The following is a 15,676-nucleotide window of genomic DNA, read 5'->3' on the forward strand; positions in this document are numbered from 1 at the left end:
TCACGGGCCTGCTTCCCGGTTACCGGACGCGCATCTGCATCACCATCCCGTTGGGGCGCGGCGACGGCGCATCCTCCCCGCTGGGCTGCGGGCCGGGGATCGCGAGGAACAGGACGACGAGCAGCCCTGCCACCACGGACGCGATCGCCGCGCAGATCGCCCACGGCTTCCACGTCTCCGCGATCTCTTCTGATGAGAAGCGGTCGCCCCCGTCGAAAGAGGCCAGTGCCTCAGCGAGCTCCGGATCGTCGGTACTGAGCTGGTGTTCGATCTCCGCCAGGATGCGTCTCTCGTTCTCCCGCAACGACATGGCGCCCTCCTTCACCGACTGGGGACCAGCACCGGTGCGCGTCTGCGCGTGTGTGCGGTGTTACCCAGTTTCTTATCCGTTCGGCGACGGGGCGATACCAGGCCTAGGCCGCCCAGACCTAACTGAAAGGTTGGTCTTCGCTCACCTCGGGTTCACGACCACCCCCGCGGAGGGGACACTTTCCACGCGGAACGCGTCCACCGCTGTCACGTGGTAGCGCACTGCTTCATTTCCCGGTGCCGGATCGCGGTAGGTGTGCTGGTCGCCGCCGAGCACCGCGACCAGGTGCTTGGCGTCGGCGAGGGCGCACGCGTCCGTGTCTGCGGGCACCCGGTAGACCGCGTACCACCGGTGGTCTGCGTCGCCTTCCCACCGCAAGGTCACCCCGTCTTCACCGGTGTCGGCGACGAGGTCGCGCACCGGGGCGGGCTGTCCTGACGCGCCGCTCGCGACGGGGGGCAGCGCAGGGCGCGCATAGTGGTTGGCAGCCACCTGCTCTATGGCTGTGCGGGCCCGGCCGTTGAGGTCCTTCATCGAAAAATAGATGTCGCCGGTGATCTCCGGGTGCTGCGTGTTGAAGTCGAGCTGTTTTGCGAGGGCGTCCGCACCTTTCCAGCCGTCCTCCCCCACCCGGTAGGCGGCCTGGCCGATGTACAAGTCCACTCCCGTGCCCGCCACTTCCTCGGCCCACCACGGCGCGAGGACCGCGTAGTCAGCGGCGGCGAACCCTTGCGGCCAGTACAGTTGCGGGACCACGTAGTCGATCCAGCCTTCGCGGATCCACGTGCGGGTGTCGGCGTGCAGCGCGTCGTACGACTGCAGGCCGCTGGTGGCCGACCCGGAAGGGTCGCTGCTGCGGTTGCGCCAGATCCCGAACGGGCTCACCCCGAACCGCACCCACGGTTTGATGTCGTGGACGCGTTCGTGCACCTGCCGGATGAGCTGGTTGACGTTGTCGCGCCGCCACGCGTCCCGGTCGGGGAAACCGTCGCCGTGGGCCTGCCAACTGGCGTCGTCGTCGAACGTCTCCCCTGAGGCAGGGTACGGGTAGAAGTAGTCGTCGAAATGCACCCCGTCGACGTCGTAGCGTTCCACGACATCCGCGACCACGTCGACCACCCATTCGCGGACTTCGGGGTTGCCGGGGTCGAGGTAGCCCTGGTCGTCGTAGACGATCATCCACTCCGGGTTGCGGCGCACTGGATGGTCGTCGGCAAGGTGCTCCAGGTCGGCTTCCCGCCACCCCACCCGGTAGGGGTTGAACCAGGCGTGCAGTTCCAGGCCGCGTGTGTGGGCTTCTGCGACCGCGAATTCCAGCGGATCGTAGCCGGGGTCGCCGCCCTGGGTGCCGGTCAGGTAGCGGGCCCACGGTTCCTTGTCTGAGGCGTAGACCGCGTCCGCTGTGGGGCGAATGTGGAAGAACACCGCGTTCAACCCGAGTTCGACAGCGCGGTCCAGAAAAGCGGTGAGCTCCTCCTGCTGCTGTTGGGGGCTCAGCCCGGGCTCGGAAGGCCAGTCGATGTTGCGGACGGTGGTGAGCCATACGCCGCGCATCTGCCGTTTCGGATAGGCCGGGTCTGTTGCGCAGTCCTCGGGGATCGGCGTGAGCTCTGCCGCGGCACTCGGTGCGGGAGATGCGGCGGCGTCGCCTGTTTCAGTGGTCGGAGTAGTCACGCGGGGGACGGCCCCCTCGGGGACTGGTCCGCATGCGGCCGTCATAGACAGCAGCATCACGGCAGCAGTGGCACGGGTCAACCATCCCATGGGGTGTTCTCCACGACACGTTTCGGTAGAAGAGGGGTAAACGTTGGCAAGCCTAGACGGCTTTCGCCCCCTCCCATGCCGGGACAGCCGGGCGAGGCAGCGGGGCGGCGTCGGCCGGAGAGGGCGGCAGCATAGACTCCATCCTCGTGATTTCTCCGACCTCCGGTGCACGTGTGACCGCACGCACCGTTGCCTTGCGTGACCAGCGCGCTCTGCTCGACCTGCTGCCTCCCGCCGCACCGCTGGCGTGGGTTCGGCGGGGTGAGGGACTGGTGGCGTGGGGAGTCGCGGCGCGCTTGGAACTGCCCGCCGAGCCGGAGCGGTCCGGCATTCAACGGTTCACGGCGGCAGATGAATGGCTTGAATCGCTGTTCTCGACGATCGTGGTGGACGACGACGTGGGGGTGCCGGGTAGCGGACCTGTGGTGTTCGGCTCGTTCACGTTCGACGGCCGCGACGCCGGATCCACGCTCATCCTGCCGCGAGTCGTCGTGGGACGGCGGGACGGGCAGACGTGGCTCACCGTGGTGGGTGACGAAGCCGACCCGCTGCCGGCCGTGCCGCCACCCCGCCCGGTGGGGGCACTGCGGTGGCGGCCGGGCACGCTCAGCGAAGCAGAGTGGTGCGCAGTGGTGAGCCAGGCCGTGGACCGCATCCACACCACCGGGCTAGCGAAAGTGGTCCTGGCGCGCGACCTTGTCGCGGAAGCGGACCATCCCATTGATGTCCGCACCCCGCTGCAGCGGCTGGCCGCCGACTATCCGGACTGCTACGTCTACTCGGTGGTGGGACTGACCGGGGCTACCCCGGAACTGTTGCTGCGCCGTACCGGCACCCGCCTGGAGTCGCTGGTGCTGGCGGGGACCGCGCCGCGGGGGGCCACCGCGGACGACGACGCTGTGCTCGCGAAAACGCTGCTCACTTCCGCGAAAGATGTCGAAGAGCACGCCTATGCGGTGGAGTCGCTGCGCGAGTCGCTGGCCCCGTTCTGCACGGAACTGGACGTGCCCCGCCACCCCGAACTGCTGCGTCTTGCCAACGTGCAGCATTTGGCCACCCCGGTGCGGGCCGTACTCCCCGCAAAGACGGCGACCCTGCCAGTGCTGGCGGCCCTGCATCCCACTGCCGCGGTGGGCGGCACCCCGACCCGGGTAGCGATGGACGTCATCGGCGAATTGGAAGGAATGCGCCGCGACCGCTACGCCGGGCCGGTGGGGTGGATTGATGCGCGCGGCGACGGGGAGTGGGGGATCGCGCTGCGCTGCGCTCAGATCACCGGGCCGCGGGCCCGCCTCTTCGCTGGGGCAGGGATCGTCGCCGACTCTGACCCGCAGGCGGAGCTCGCGGAAACCGTGGCGAAGTTCCGCGCGGTGCGCGCCGCCCTCACCGGACGGTAACGCTGCGAGGCGCCCCGCAGCGGGGCGCCTCGGGCTCAACCAGCCGAGGAGACGCGCACGACAGCGACGGGCACGACGGCGTGGTTCAGGACTTGCTGGCTGACCGAGCCGAGCAGCAGCCCGGTGAACCCGCCGCGGCCCCGCGACCCGACGACGATCAGGTCGGCGTCGGCGCCTTCGTCCAGCAGCGCTGCCGCGGGATGCTTCTCGGGGGTTTCTACACGGACCGGGACCCGCTGGGTGAGCGGGGTCCGGGCTTCATCCACGGTGCGGAGCAGCCATTCGCGGGCCCGAGCGACCTGCTGCTCCCGGTCGACTGCCACGTCGGCCTGCAGCACGGTGAACGGGTCGACGGGGGCGTCCGGCGCCTGCCACGCGTATACAGCGACGAGTTCGGCGCGCAGCCGTTCCGCTTCGACCAGCGCGAACCGCAGCGCGGCAGCGGCATGCTCGGAGCCGTCCACGCCCACGACGACACGGCCGCGGCGGGCCGCGGCCTCCTGGCTGGTCGGCGGCACCACCACGACCGGGCAGGTGGCGTGGGAGGCGACACGCTGCGCTACCGAGCCGAGGAAGAGCGACGCGACCCCGCTGTACCCGCGGGAGCCGACGACGAGCAGTTCCGCGTCCTGCGCGGATTTCAGCAGGGCGTGGTGGGCTTCGGCCCGGGACACTTCGGTGACGGCCCGCAAGCTGGGTGCGGCCTCCTGGACGCGCCGCAGCGCTTCTTCAAGGAGCGCTTTTGCTGCTTGAGAGACTTCCGGGGAAGGGGCGGTGCGGATCGGTCCTCCCAGCGGGACGGTGACGAGCGGCAGCCCCATCGCATACACCAGGCGCAGCGTGGCCCCGCGCCCCGCGGCAGCGTCAATCGCCCAGTCCAAGGCGTGCAGGCTGCCTTCCGAGCCGTCCACTCCGACCACGACCGTGCCCGGCACGGTTTCTCGGTCCGACATGCGCTCTCCTTCCCTGGTCGGCGTCTCGCCTTTTCTACCCGGCTGCTCCGTGGCGGCTCCGGGCCCGGCAGGCCGCGCGTGTCCCGCCGCGACAATGGTGGCCGGGCCAGCAGCACACTACTGTGCGTCACCCCAGGAGCCGGACCTGTGCGGCCGGGACGGCGTGGTTCCCGCGAAAGCTCTCCGGGTCCTGTCCGGTCCGCGGGGTTACCGCACCGCGGCGGCGACTGCTTCCTGCAGAGCGCGGCGCAGGCGGGCTGAAGCAGCGCGGTCTGTGCGAACCTCCACGAGGCGCAGCCCGTCCCCGATGAGGGCTTTGGGCAGGTCGGTGGCCCACTCCACGCGCGTGTAGGGCAGTCCCGCGGTGGCGGCGACCTGTTCCACGGCCACGCCGTGGGGGGTGCCGAAAACCCGTTCGAAGTCGGGGTGCCCGGCCTGCTCCAGTTCGGAGAAGATCCCGCCTCCGTCGTTGTTGACCACCACGATCGTCAGGTTGGGGCGGGGCTCGTCCGGGCCCAGCAGGAGCCCGTTCTGGTCGTGGAGCAGCGCCAGGTCGCCGAGCAGGGCAAACGCTTCCCCTCCGCCGTCGGCCTGGTGGGCGAGGGCTGCACCCACCGCGGTGGAGACGGTGCCGTCGATCCCGCTGACGCCTCGATTGCCGATCAGCCGCAGCCCGCACCGCGGCCGCATCACCGCGTCCAAGTCCCGGATCGGCATGCTGGCCCCAGCGAACAGGAGAGACCCTGCGGGCAGGTGGGCGGCCAGGTCGCGGGCCAGCCGCAGCTCGGAGAGCGTCTCGTCGCTGTCGAGCAGCCGGTCGGCGGCGGCCCGGGCGGCTGCTTCCGCTGCGGCCCAGGATGCGGCCCACGCCGTGTCGGGGGTGGCGGACGGCGGGGCGGTGACCGCGCCGACCACGTCGGTGGCGGTCCGCACCGGGTCGGCGAATGCCACCGGGTCCCCCACGACTACGTGCCGCGGGGCGCGGCGCAGGTAGGCGAGCAGTTGCCGGGACAGGCCCGGCCGTCCCACGCTCACCACCAGTTCCGGTTCGTGGGCGGCGACGAACTCGGGGACAGCGAGCAGTTGCCGGTAGCTGGAGAGGGCTTCCGCCCTGCGTGCGTTCGAGGTGGGTTCGGCCAGCAGCGGCCAGCCGGTCTGGGCGGACAGGGCGAGCAGGGGGATCGGGTCGTAGTCACCGTCACCGCAGACGATGACGCCCCGCTCCACCCACGGCAGTTCCACCGGTTCGGGTTCGTTCCGCTGGAGGTCGACGGTGATCCACGGTTTCCCGTCGGGCCGCCCCGTCACCGGTTCCGGCCAGGGCTGCCCTCCCGGTTCCGGAACCAGCGGCTCCCGGAACGCCAGGTTGAGGTGGACGGGACCCGGCTTGTTCGCCTGGGCGGCAGCCCAGGCCCGGCAGACCAGGGACCGCCAGTAGGCGACCATGCCTGCTTCGCGTTCCGGCACGCCCACTTCCGCGAAAAACCGGACCGCGGAACCGTACAGGCCGATCTGGTTCACTGTCTGGTTGGCGCCGGTCCCCCGCAGTTCGGGAGGCCGGTCCGCGGTGAGCACGATGAGACTGACCCCGCTCTGGTCAGCTTCCAGCACGGCGGGGTGGAAGTTCGCTGCGGCCGTACCGGAGGTGCACACGAGCGCAACCGGGCGGCGCGAGGCGCGGGCCAGACCGACAGCCAGGAAGGACGCGGAACGTTCGTCGATGCGGACGTGGGTGCGGATCCGGGTGTCGGCCACCAGGGCCAAGGCCAGCGGCGTGGAACGGGAGCCCGGCGCGATCACTGCCTCGGTCAGCCCCAGCCGAGCCAGCTCGTCGACAAGGACACGCGCCAGTGCGGTAGACGGATTCATGCGTACTCTCTCACCGCAAGACCTACTTGCCAGTCGTATCCGCGAACACCTTGACACCGCGCCTAGGTGTTCTGGTCGGCTTTCCCCGGAACGCCACCACGAGCCGACCGTGACGAACCCGAGAATATGCCCCCGTGTCGACCGGTTCGTCACCGGTACCGGTCCGTCACCCGCTCTCGTGTCCGCTGCTGCCGCGTGTCACAGGCGCGCCCCACCGTAGTTCACGGCCCCGGCTCTCGCTCGACCTGCTCCCAGGCGGCGCGTGCCGCTGCCAGCCGCGCCTGCCACGCCGCAGGGTCGATCTCCACCTCCGCTAGCCGCTGCTCGGACACGTCCACCCGGCGCACGGGCAACACCCCGTGGACGGGCAGGAGCGGGTCGTCGCACACGTCGGCGTGCAGCAGCCGCAGCGTGGCCAGCCCGCACGCGTACGGTAGTTCGGGGAGTGCCGCGGCCAGCGCTACTCCGGCGGCCAACCCTACCGAAGTTTCCACGGCGCTTGAGACCACGACGGGCAGCCCGCACTCTTCAGCGAGCCGCAGCGCGGCCCGCACCCCGCCGAGGGGTTGGACTTTGAGCACCACCACATCGGCAGCTTCCGCGTCCCGCACCCGCAGCGGGTCTTCGGCACGCCGGATCGACTCGTCTGCTGCGATCGGCACCGACACGCGCCGCCGTACCTCGGCGAGCTCGTCGACCGTGGCGCACGGCTGCTCCACGTACTCCAACTCGAAGCGGTCGAGCAGCCGGATCATGCGGACCGCGGTGTCGACGTCCCACGCACCGTTGACGTCGATACGGACCCGCCCGCGCGGGCCGAGCGCGTCCCGCACCGCCTCTACCCGGGCCACGTCGTCGGCTTCGCTCTGCCCGCGTTCCGCCACCTTCACTTTGGCTGTGGTGCATCCGGAGGAGGCCACGATACGCGCGGCCTCCTCCGGGCCCACTGCGGGGACGGTGGCGTTGACCGGAACCGTGTCGCGCACCGGTGCTGGCCAGCCGAGTTCCGCCGCCTCGTAGCAGGCCGCCCACCAGCGGGCGCATTCGCGGGGACCGTACTCCGCGAACGGTGAAAACTCTCCCCATCCTGCGGCGCCGCGCACCAGCATTCCTTCGCGGACGGTGATCCCCCGGAAGCGGGTGCGCAGCGGGATGGCGAATGCCCGGCCGGTCACGGGCGGCGCGGGAACTTGTCGAACCGGGGACGGCGCTTCTCCTTGAACGCGTCGCGTCCTTCCTGCGCTTCTTCGCTCATGTAGTAGAGCATGGTGGCGTCCCCGGCGAACTGCTGCATGCCCGCGGCCCCGTCCGTGACCGCGTTCAGCGCGCCCTTGAGCATGCGGATCGCCAGCGGCGACTTCTCCAGCAGCTCCCGCGCCCAGGCGACGGTCTCCTCTTCGAGCCGCTCCAACGGCACCACCGCGTTAACCATGCCCATTTCCAGGGCTTCCTGCGCGGTGTACTGGCGGCACAGGTACCAGATCTCCCGGGCTTTCTTCAGGCCCACGGTCTGCGCCAGCAGCCAGGAGCCGTAGCCGCCGTCGAACGAGCCGACCTTGGGGCCGGTCTGTCCGAAACGGGCGTTGTCGGCGGCAATCGTCAGGTCGCAGCAGATCTGCAGCACGTTGCCGCCGCCAATGGAGTAGCCCGCGACCATAGCGATCACCGGTTTCGGCAGCCGCCGGATCTGCACTTGCAGGTCAAGCACGTTGAGCCGGCCGATCCCCTGACGGGCCACTTCGTCGTCGCCCAGGTAGCCGTCGTCGCCGCGGATCTTCTGGTCCCCGCCGGAGCAGAACGCCTTGTCCCCGGCCCCGGTGAGGATGATCACACCGATGGAGGAGTCGTCTCGGGCCACGTTGAAGGCGTGTTGCAGCTCGAACAGGGTCTGTGGGCGGAAAGCGTTGTGTACCTCCGGGCGGTTGATGGTGATCTTGGCGATGCCCTCCGCGGTCTCGTAGATGATGTCGGTGTAGTCCCCGGACCGCTTCCAGTCCACCACGCTGCCCACGTTCTTGCCTCTCCTGGTCTGTCCAACCTTGTACTTTCGGGGGTCAACCCTAATCCCCCCGTGGAACCGGCTGCGCACTACCCTGGACAACCATGCGGAACCGACGTCCCCTGCAGGCCGTGGTAGGCCTTGCCGCTGAGCGTCTCGCCGAGCTTGTCGACGCCGCCGTGGCCGGGCACGGGCCCGCCCTCCTGCCGATCCCCGGGGACGTTCCCGATTCCCACCTCCGGCGCCTGGTTGAGACGCTGCGCCCCACCAGTATGCGCACCCCGCAGGGGGTGGTCGCGCTTGCCGACGGGGTCCCGGTGGCCGACGACGTGGCAGTGGTCGTCAGCACGTCGGGGTCGACCGGCCAGCCTAAAGGAGTGGAGTTGAGCGCGGACGCGCTCCTCGCGTCCGCCCGGGCCTCGACCGCGCGGATCGGTGCGCAGCAGGGCGAGCCGTGGCTGTGCGTGCTGCCCACCGCGCACATCGCCGGGCTGCAAGTGCTGCTGCGGGCCCGCCTGCTGGACGCGCCGGTGCTCTTCCGCCCGTTCACGGTTGAAGCGGTGCAGGCCGCGGCCAGGCAGCGCCCGCACGTGTCCCTCGTGCCCACTCAGTTGCGCCGCCTGCTTGCCGCAGGCGTGGACTTGTCGCAATTCCGCACCATTCTGCTGGGGGGTGCTGCCGCCGATCCCGGCCTGCTCGCGGAGGCCCGCCGCGCGGGCGGGCGCATCGTCACCACCTATGGGATGAGTGAAACCTGCGGCGGCTGTGTGTACGACGGCCTGCCGTTGGACGGGGTCGCCGTCGACGTTGACGCGGAAGGCCGCATCCTGCTGGCGGGGCCTGTGCTGTACCGCGGCTATCGGCTCCGCCCGGACTTGACCGCTGCCCATCGGGCGGAGCGTGCGGGCCGCCACTGGTTCCGCACCTCGGACCTCGGCGTGGTGGACGACGGGCGGCTGCGGGTCCGCGGGCGTGCCGACGATGTCATCAACACGGGGGGCCACAAGGTGGTAGCCGGGGAGGTGGCGGCGCTCCTTACCCGGTTGGACACGGTGGCGGACGCTGTCGTGGTGGGCCGTCCCGACCCGGAGTGGGGGCAGCGGGTCACCGCGGTCGTGGTTCCCGCCGATCCGACGCATCCCCCGACTCTGGCGGAGATCCGGGAGTGGGTGAGCGCCCACTTGCCCCGCTATGCCGCGCCCCGGGAACTGGACCTTCGCGCGGAGCTGCCGCTGCTTCCCTCCGGAAAACCGGACGTGCGCCAGTTGAGCCAGGGATGACCGGGAACTTCCCGGCGTCACCCAGCGTCATATCTGTTGCCAGGGAGGGCCGTTAACCCCCTCCCTCCTTGCCGTCCAAGTCTTTTTCTCTTCCCCGCCCGGAACCTCGCCATCCCCTACCACGCTGGTGACCGCGGTCACTTAGGTCGATATCCAATCGAGATTCGGGAACATTTGACTCTTTCACACGTTGGACATAGTGGCGCGCCCAAGACGGCGGTTTTCCTCTTCCGCCGCGTGCCCGACTGTCTTGAAGGGAGGGAGGTGCTCTCATGTCGCGCACTGCCCAAGCCGCCTCTCCCGTAACGGCGGAGATCGAGGCCGCCTCGGCGACGCTTGATGAGCTGATCGCACGGGGACGCGCCCGGGGACACGTGTCTCTCTCCGAGCTGCGTACTGCGTTCTCCGAGGCCGGGATCACCCCTGCCGAAGGCCGTTCTCTTCTCCGGGAGCTGTCCGACACCGGAGTCCGGATCGCCAACAACGAGGATACTCCGGTGGACCCCGGTGACGACGACACGCTGGAAGCTGTTCTGGAGACGACTTCGAAGGGGAGCGGTCGACGCCGTTCTGCCAAGAAAAGAAGCCGGAAGAAGCAGCCAGCCCAGGCCGGGGCGGAGACTACTGACGCCCCCGAGGCCGATCTTGACGACCATTCACCGGCTCTGGGCGACTCTGTCCATACCTACCTCAAGGCTATCGGACGCCGGGAACTGCTCACCGCGGAGCAGGAGGTCGAGCTCGCCAAGCGAATCGAGGCTGGCCTGTACGCCGAATACAAGCTGGGGTGGCTGGAGGAGTCTCCCGGCCCCCAGGAGATGAGCGAGACCGAACGCGAAGAGCTGGAGTGGATCGCTGAGGACGGCCGCCGCGCCAAGGCGCACATGCTGGAAGCGAACCTGCGCCTGGTGGTGTCGGTGGCGAAAAAGTACAGCGACCGCGGCATGCCCCTGCTTGACGTGGTGCAGGAAGGCAACCTCGGGCTGATCCGCGCCGTGGAGAAGTTCGACTACGCCAAGGGCTACAAGTTCTCCACCTACGCCATGTGGTGGATCCGCCAGGCGATTCAGCGCGGTTTCGCGGACTCGGCGCGGACGATCCGGCTGCCGGTCCACGTGCTGGAGCTGCTGAGCAAGCTCAGCCGTCTGGAGCGCGATATGCACCAGACGCTGGGCCGCGAACCCACCCCCGACGAGCTGGCCCAGGAGCTCGGGAAGACCCCGGCGCAGATCGAAGAGCTGCTGCGGATCACCCGCCAGCCGATCAGTCTCGACTCGACGATCGGCGAAGACGGGGAGACCCGGATCGGCGACCTCATCGAGGACGTGGACGCGTCCGAGGCGTCCGAGGTGGTGGACCGCCAGTTGATGGCCGACCAACTGCGTCGCGCGCTCGACGACCTGGAGCCCCGTGAAGCGACCATCATGTCGCTGCGGTTCGGCCTATTTGACGGGCGTCCGCGCACCCTGGACGAGATCGGCAAGCACCTGGGCCTGACCCGGGAGCGGATCCGACAGTTGGAGAAGCAGTCCCTGTCCAAGCTGCGGCATCCCAGCCGCGCCCGGCAACTGCTGGACTTCGCTAGCTGATCCGGTATGGGCCGCGCGTCGCGGCTCCCGCACCAGACGGGTGGTGCGCGGCGCCGCGACGCGCGGGAGAAGCCGCTGCTCGTCCAGGCATCCCCGGCAGCGTCGACACGTGCCCTGTCACGGCGTGGCCGCTGAGCTGTGAGCCCGCCACGCCCCCAGTCTGGGGAACGGGACTCGTCCTGCCCGGCGAACGCGGGGCAGCACCCGGCGGGGCGCTGACGGTCGTTCTGTGCCTGTTGCGAGGACGGCTGCCTTGCTGGTTCGTGCCCCGTCAGCGGGTGAGGTTCTCTACTGCCGCCCGCACGATGTCCACAGCCTCCTGCTGGGAGATCCCCAACCGGGACACTGTTTCGGCGTAGCGGCGTGCCGCCGCCAGCGCTTCGGCGCGCTGCCGGTCGCCGCCGGCCGCAATGAACGTGCCCGACCTGCCCCGGGTTTCCACGACGCCTGCCTGTTCCAGCTCCCGGTAGGCGCGCGCCGCCGTGTTCACTGCCACCGACAGTTCGCTGGCTAGGGCACGCACCGTAGGCAGTTTGTAGCCGACCGGCAGCCGTCCGCTCGCAGCGGCGTTGGCGACGGCCGCGCGGATCTGCTCGTACGGCGGAACTTTGGAATTCGGGTCGATACGCACAAAGTCCGTCGCCATGGTGTCACGCCCTTCAGGCTGTCACTGGGCTGCGCGGGACCCGCTCAATACCGTGCAGGCGGTGCTGCTCCCGCAGGCTCAACAGCCGTTCTGCGACTTCCGTGGCCTTCTTCACCTCTGGGCGGGCCAGACGACGCCGCCGGTAGATGCGGTCCTCGTAGCCGCGGAGGCCCACCAGTACCCGCTGGTGGGCGTAGGCGGCGCGCATCGCCTCGGTGAGAGCCGCATCGTAGGCGACCCCCAACCGGTTGAGCTCCACCACGTCGGCGCCCTCCCGGCGGGCCCGCAGCAGCTCCTCCTCCGCTTTCCGGGCTGCTTCGAGCAGCTCGGGAAGCTGCTGCGCTTTCTCGGTGTCCTCTGCGTATCGCGCACGCGCCTCTGCTCCGACTTTGCGGGCTCCCAGCACCATGCTCGCTCCCTTGTCTTGGATGGTTAGCACCCACTTTAGAGGGCTGCAGTGGTCCGGTTTCCGACACCCGACCGCCATCCGCACCTGACTTTACGTAGTAAGTCTAGGATGGCGGTGTGAGTCGCAACAACGCTGGTCTCAGCCGGGAACGGATCGTCGCCGAGGCTCTCCGCATCATCGACGGCATGGGCCTGCGCAGCCTCACCATGCGCCGGCTCGGCGACGCCCTCAACGTCGAAGCGATGGCCATCTACCACCACTTCCCGCTGGGCAAGGAACAGCTCTACAGCGCGATCGTGGAGTACATCAGCGACCCTGCCCGGGCTCTCGCCTCCCCTGCAGCCGAAACCGCCCCGGAGGATGAGGCTACCCCCGAAACCGATCCTGAACCCGAGCCGCGGCCGTGGGACCAGCGGCTGCGCGACTGGGCGTGCGACTACCGTGCCGCCCTGCTCCGCCACTCGGGGGCGCTGCCTCTCATGATCCACCGCCGTCCCGACACGGTGGCGGCCCTGCGCGCCACGGAACTGCACTATGCGGCGTTCACCGAAGCAGGCCTGCCCCCGGAGGAGGTTCCCGGGGCGGCAGCCGCGTTGACCTCCTATGTCTTGGGCGCGGTGATCCACCAGGTGCGTTCCGAAGGACTGCCCAGCAGCGACCCTGCCGTCCTCGACGGGCGGTTCCCCACTGTTATGGCGTTGAGCTCGATCGACGTCGACCACGACCGGGTTTTCCGCACCGGCTTGGACGCGCTCCTGGCCGGTCTCACCGCCCCCCGGGTCCAGCACGGCGAGCGGTGAGGCCGGCCCCGTCGGCCACCCCTGGTCAGCCCAAGCCGACCTCCCGGGCGACAATGGCCGCCTGGACCCGGCTACGCAGGTCCAGCTTGGTCAGAATCCGGCTGACGTGGGTTTTCGCCGTGGTCTCGGTAATGTAGAGGCGCCGCGCGATCTGCTGGTTCGACAGCCCTTCCCCGATACAGGCCAGCACTTCGCGCTCCCGGGGGGTGAGCCGCTCCAGGATGGCGGGGTCTGCTTTCTCCTGCTCCCGCGGCCGGGTGGCGGCGAACTCGTTGATGAGCCGTCGAGTCACCGCGGGCGCGATCATGCCCTCTCCCCGCGCCACCGTGTGCACCGCTTTCAGCAGGTCCGCAGCCTCCACGTCTTTCAGCAGAAAACCCGCGGCCCCCGCCCGCAGCGCCCCGAACACGTACTCGTCCAAGTCGAAAGTGGTCAACACCAGCACATCGATCCCGGCCGCGGCAAGCTCCTGGGTGGCGGAAATCCCGTCCCGCCGCGGCATGCGCACATCCATGAGCGCCACGTCAGGCCGCAGCCGCAGACACGTGTCCACCGCTTCCTGCCCGTCGGCTGCCTCGGCCACCACCGTGATGCCGGGATCGGTCTCCAAGATCATCACCAGCCCGGCGCGCACTGCCGCCTGGTCTTCAGCCACCACGACCCTGACCACGTGTCCTCCACCCTGTCCTGCTACGACTCGATGGGAAGCTCGACCCGTACTCGCCACTGCCCGTCCCCGTTGAGTCCGGCGCGGAATCGACCGCCAAGCAGCACGGTCCGCTCCCGCATCCCCGCCAGCCCAGTCCCCGACCCCCAAGCTCCGGTCCGGGACGGCTCCGCCGGCTCTGCGACCGGGTTCTCCGCCTCGATCACCAGCCACTCCCCTGCGTCCTCGGCGTCGGCTGTGCGGCGCACCGTGACCCGCAGCCGCGGCGGCGAAGCGTAGCGCAACGCGTTCGTCATGCACTCCTGCACGGTCCGGTACGCTGCCGCGTCCACCCGCGCCGGCAGTTCCCCGGCCTCCTCGACCCCGGAGAGCACCACGTCAAGGCCCGCGTCCCGCGCGGTGGCGGCCAACTGGCCCACATCTCTCAAGCAGAGAGCGACCCGTTCGGCCTCATACTGCTCCCCGGCCCGCAGCACTTCGATCATCCGGCGCATCTCCGCCAGCCCGCGCACACTGTTGTCCCGCACAGTGCGCAGCACCCCGCGGACCCGCTCCGGGTCGAACTCGCGGAGCGCGAGAGCCGCCGTGGACTGGAGCGCCACCGCGCTCAAATGGTTGGCGACCACATCGTGCAGTTCCCGGGCCATACGAGCCCGTTCGGCCGCGATCGCGTTGGCCCGGTCCAGTTCCGCCATCCGCGTGACCTGCACGGCCCGCTGGCGTTCCAATTCGGCCCGTGCCCGGTGGGCGCGCACACTCAACCCGCTGGTCATCGGGGTGACGAACACCAGAACGTAGAGGCCGACCAGCGAAAGCACTCCCAGCAGCCCTTCAGCGAGGAGCTCCTCCGGCCACACCAGCACGGCCCCGCCCACGCCGAGGACACCGAGCGCACCTACCGCGGCGACCACCCCGTAGGCGAGACGGCTGCCGCCCCACACGGTCACCGCGTACAGCAGGTCCCCGTAGACCGCTACTGGCCAAACCGAGGGGCCGACCACGACAAGGTCGAGAGCTAGACCGATCGTGCCGATCGTCAGCCCCACCCCGGGGCGGGTGCGGCGCAGCAGCAGTGCCGCGCAGACGAAAAGCAGCGGAACGAGCAGCCACAACCGGTGGACTCCGGGACGGTCCACGAACGCGCCCAAAGCCCACAGCAGCAGTCCCACCGCGGTGTTCGCAGCCGCCCACAGCAGGCTGCCCATGCGGGAGAAACCGCCGAGGATGTCGCGGTCCAGGAACTCCATCCACTTCTGTCGCACATTCCCATCTCAGCACGCATGCCGGGCCTAGAGCGTCGTCCGAAAGCAGTACATCGATTCGTTCCTTCCGCGGACGCGCCACCGCGGGCCTGCGCGACACAGTGGGGACAGGAGCTGTCACACAAGGGCCGGGAAGGGAAAACCGTCATGGTGGTGGCCGCAATCGTCGCCTGCGAAGTGCTGTTCTGGGTGCTGCTGCTCGGCGGGTTGAGCGCCCGCTACCTGCTGCGGCTGCGCTGGTTGAGCACGGTGCTGCTCCTGCTCGTCCCCGTGTTGGACGTGGCGCTGCTGCTGATCATCGCCTGGCATCTGCGGTCGGGCGGCCACGCTGACGCCAGCCACGGGTTCGGTGCCCTCTACCTCGGCTTCACCGTGGCGTACGGGCACAGCATGATCGCGTGGGCGGACGCGCGGTTCGCGCACCGCTTCATGGGCGGCCCGCCACCGCCGCAGCGGCCCCGCCGCGGCTGGGCCGCACTCCGCTACGAGACGGTGGGATGGGTGCGGGGCCTGGTGGCCGCGGGCGTGGGCGCGGCCGTGCTCGCCGGACTGATCTGGTATGTCGGGGACCCGGCGCGCACCGCGGAGCTGCAGGGGTTCTTCCCGCCGCTTGCCGGGTTCACGGTGATCAACACGGTGGTGTTCGTGTGGGGGTGTGTGGAAGCGGTGCTGCCTTCCCGAGGTACCGCCGACACTGAAAGCGTGGCACGGTAGTCAGGTCTGCCCTCGCC

At 69.7% G+C, this 15,676-nt stretch carries 15 protein-coding genes; 5 read left to right on the plus strand and 10 right to left on the minus strand.

The features are described 5' to 3' along the window. Positions 1-19: 19 nt before the first annotated feature. Positions 20-310, minus strand: a complete 291-nt coding sequence (locus TF1_RS00675) for a DUF3040 domain-containing protein (RefSeq protein ID WP_011291849.1) — start codon at positions 308-310, stop codon at positions 20-22. A gap of 141 nt (positions 311-451) precedes the next feature. After that, positions 452-2,074, minus strand: a complete 1,623-nt coding sequence (locus TF1_RS00680; protein WP_011291848.1) for a glycoside hydrolase family 10 protein — start codon at positions 2,072-2,074, stop codon at positions 452-454. A 173-nt stretch (positions 2,075-2,247) separates the two neighbouring features. Between TF1_RS00680 and TF1_RS00685 the strand changes: the two genes are divergently transcribed. Continuing rightward, entirely contained in the window at positions 2,248-3,471 is a 1,224-nt protein-coding gene (locus TF1_RS00685) for an isochorismate synthase (protein ID WP_011291847.1), read from the plus strand. Positions 3,472-3,506: 35 nt separating this feature from the next. On the opposite strand, the gene TF1_RS00690 is transcribed toward TF1_RS00685, so the two are convergent. The 4 genes from TF1_RS00690 to menB form a co-directional block, all read right to left on the minus strand. After that, positions 3,507-4,424, minus strand: coding sequence for a universal stress protein (locus TF1_RS00690; RefSeq protein WP_011291846.1), 918 nt, complete (start codon positions 4,422-4,424; stop codon positions 3,507-3,509). Between the two features lie 207 nt (positions 4,425-4,631). Beyond that, positions 4,632-6,293: a 2-succinyl-5-enolpyruvyl-6-hydroxy-3-cyclohexene-1-carboxylic-acid synthase gene (gene menD, locus TF1_RS00695; RefSeq protein ID WP_011291845.1), complete on the minus strand. Its 1,662-nt coding sequence runs from the start codon at positions 6,291-6,293 to the stop codon at positions 4,632-4,634. Between the two features lie 221 nt (positions 6,294-6,514). Next, entirely contained in the window at positions 6,515-7,468 is a 954-nt protein-coding gene (locus tag TF1_RS00700; RefSeq protein ID WP_016188638.1) for an o-succinylbenzoate synthase, read from the minus strand. Then, complete coding sequence (menB, locus tag TF1_RS00705; protein WP_011291843.1) at positions 7,465-8,304, minus strand: 1,4-dihydroxy-2-naphthoyl-CoA synthase; 840 nt, start codon at positions 8,302-8,304, stop codon at positions 7,465-7,467. The genes TF1_RS00700 and menB overlap by 4 nt, the downstream gene beginning before the upstream one ends. 92 nt (positions 8,305-8,396) lie before the next feature. Here menB and TF1_RS00710 point away from each other — a divergent pair, with 92 nt between their 5' ends. Both TF1_RS00710 and TF1_RS00715 read left to right on the plus strand, forming a co-directional pair. Further along, entirely contained in the window at positions 8,397-9,572 is a 1,176-nt protein-coding gene (locus TF1_RS00710) for an AMP-binding protein (RefSeq protein ID WP_011291842.1), read from the plus strand. 272 nt (positions 9,573-9,844) lie between these two features. Further along, positions 9,845-11,161 (plus strand): RNA polymerase sigma factor, encoded by a 1,317-nt coding sequence (locus TF1_RS00715; RefSeq protein WP_011291841.1) that lies wholly within the window; start codon positions 9,845-9,847, stop codon positions 11,159-11,161. Between the two features lie 271 nt (positions 11,162-11,432). On the opposite strand, the gene TF1_RS00720 is transcribed toward TF1_RS00715, so the two are convergent. Beyond that, positions 11,433-11,807 (minus strand): GntR family transcriptional regulator, encoded by a 375-nt coding sequence (locus tag TF1_RS00720; RefSeq protein WP_011291840.1) that lies wholly within the window; start codon positions 11,805-11,807, stop codon positions 11,433-11,435. 13 nt (positions 11,808-11,820) lie between these two features. Beyond that, positions 11,821-12,216, minus strand: coding sequence for a hypothetical protein (locus tag TF1_RS00725; protein ID WP_011291839.1), 396 nt, complete (start codon positions 12,214-12,216; stop codon positions 11,821-11,823). A gap of 116 nt (positions 12,217-12,332) precedes the next feature. Here TF1_RS00725 and TF1_RS00730 point away from each other — a divergent pair, with 116 nt between their 5' ends. Then, complete coding sequence (locus tag TF1_RS00730; RefSeq protein ID WP_011291838.1) at positions 12,333-13,016, plus strand: TetR/AcrR family transcriptional regulator C-terminal domain-containing protein; 684 nt, start codon at positions 12,333-12,335, stop codon at positions 13,014-13,016. Positions 13,017-13,041: 25 nt separating this feature from the next. Here TF1_RS00730 and TF1_RS00735 read toward each other — a convergent pair whose 3' ends face one another. Next, positions 13,042-13,686: a response regulator gene (locus tag TF1_RS00735; protein WP_011291837.1), complete on the minus strand. Its 645-nt coding sequence runs from the start codon at positions 13,684-13,686 to the stop codon at positions 13,042-13,044. Between the two features lie 20 nt (positions 13,687-13,706). Continuing rightward, positions 13,707-14,945 carry a sensor histidine kinase gene (locus TF1_RS00740; RefSeq protein WP_238569729.1) on the minus strand — a complete coding sequence of 413 codons (1,239 nt, stop codon included), beginning with the start codon at positions 14,943-14,945 and terminating at the stop codon, positions 13,707-13,709. 147 nt (positions 14,946-15,092) lie between these two features. On the opposite strand from TF1_RS00740, the gene TF1_RS00745 reads away from it, so the two are divergent. Beyond that, positions 15,093-15,659 (plus strand): hypothetical protein, encoded by a 567-nt coding sequence (locus TF1_RS00745; protein ID WP_011291835.1) that lies wholly within the window; start codon positions 15,093-15,095, stop codon positions 15,657-15,659. Positions 15,660-15,676: the final 17 nt, after the last annotated feature.

It is taken from the genome of Thermobifida fusca NBRC 14071 = JCM 3263, from assembly GCF_001592045.1.
Taxonomy (GTDB): Bacteria; Actinomycetota; Actinomycetes; order Streptosporangiales; family Streptosporangiaceae; genus Thermobifida; species Thermobifida fusca.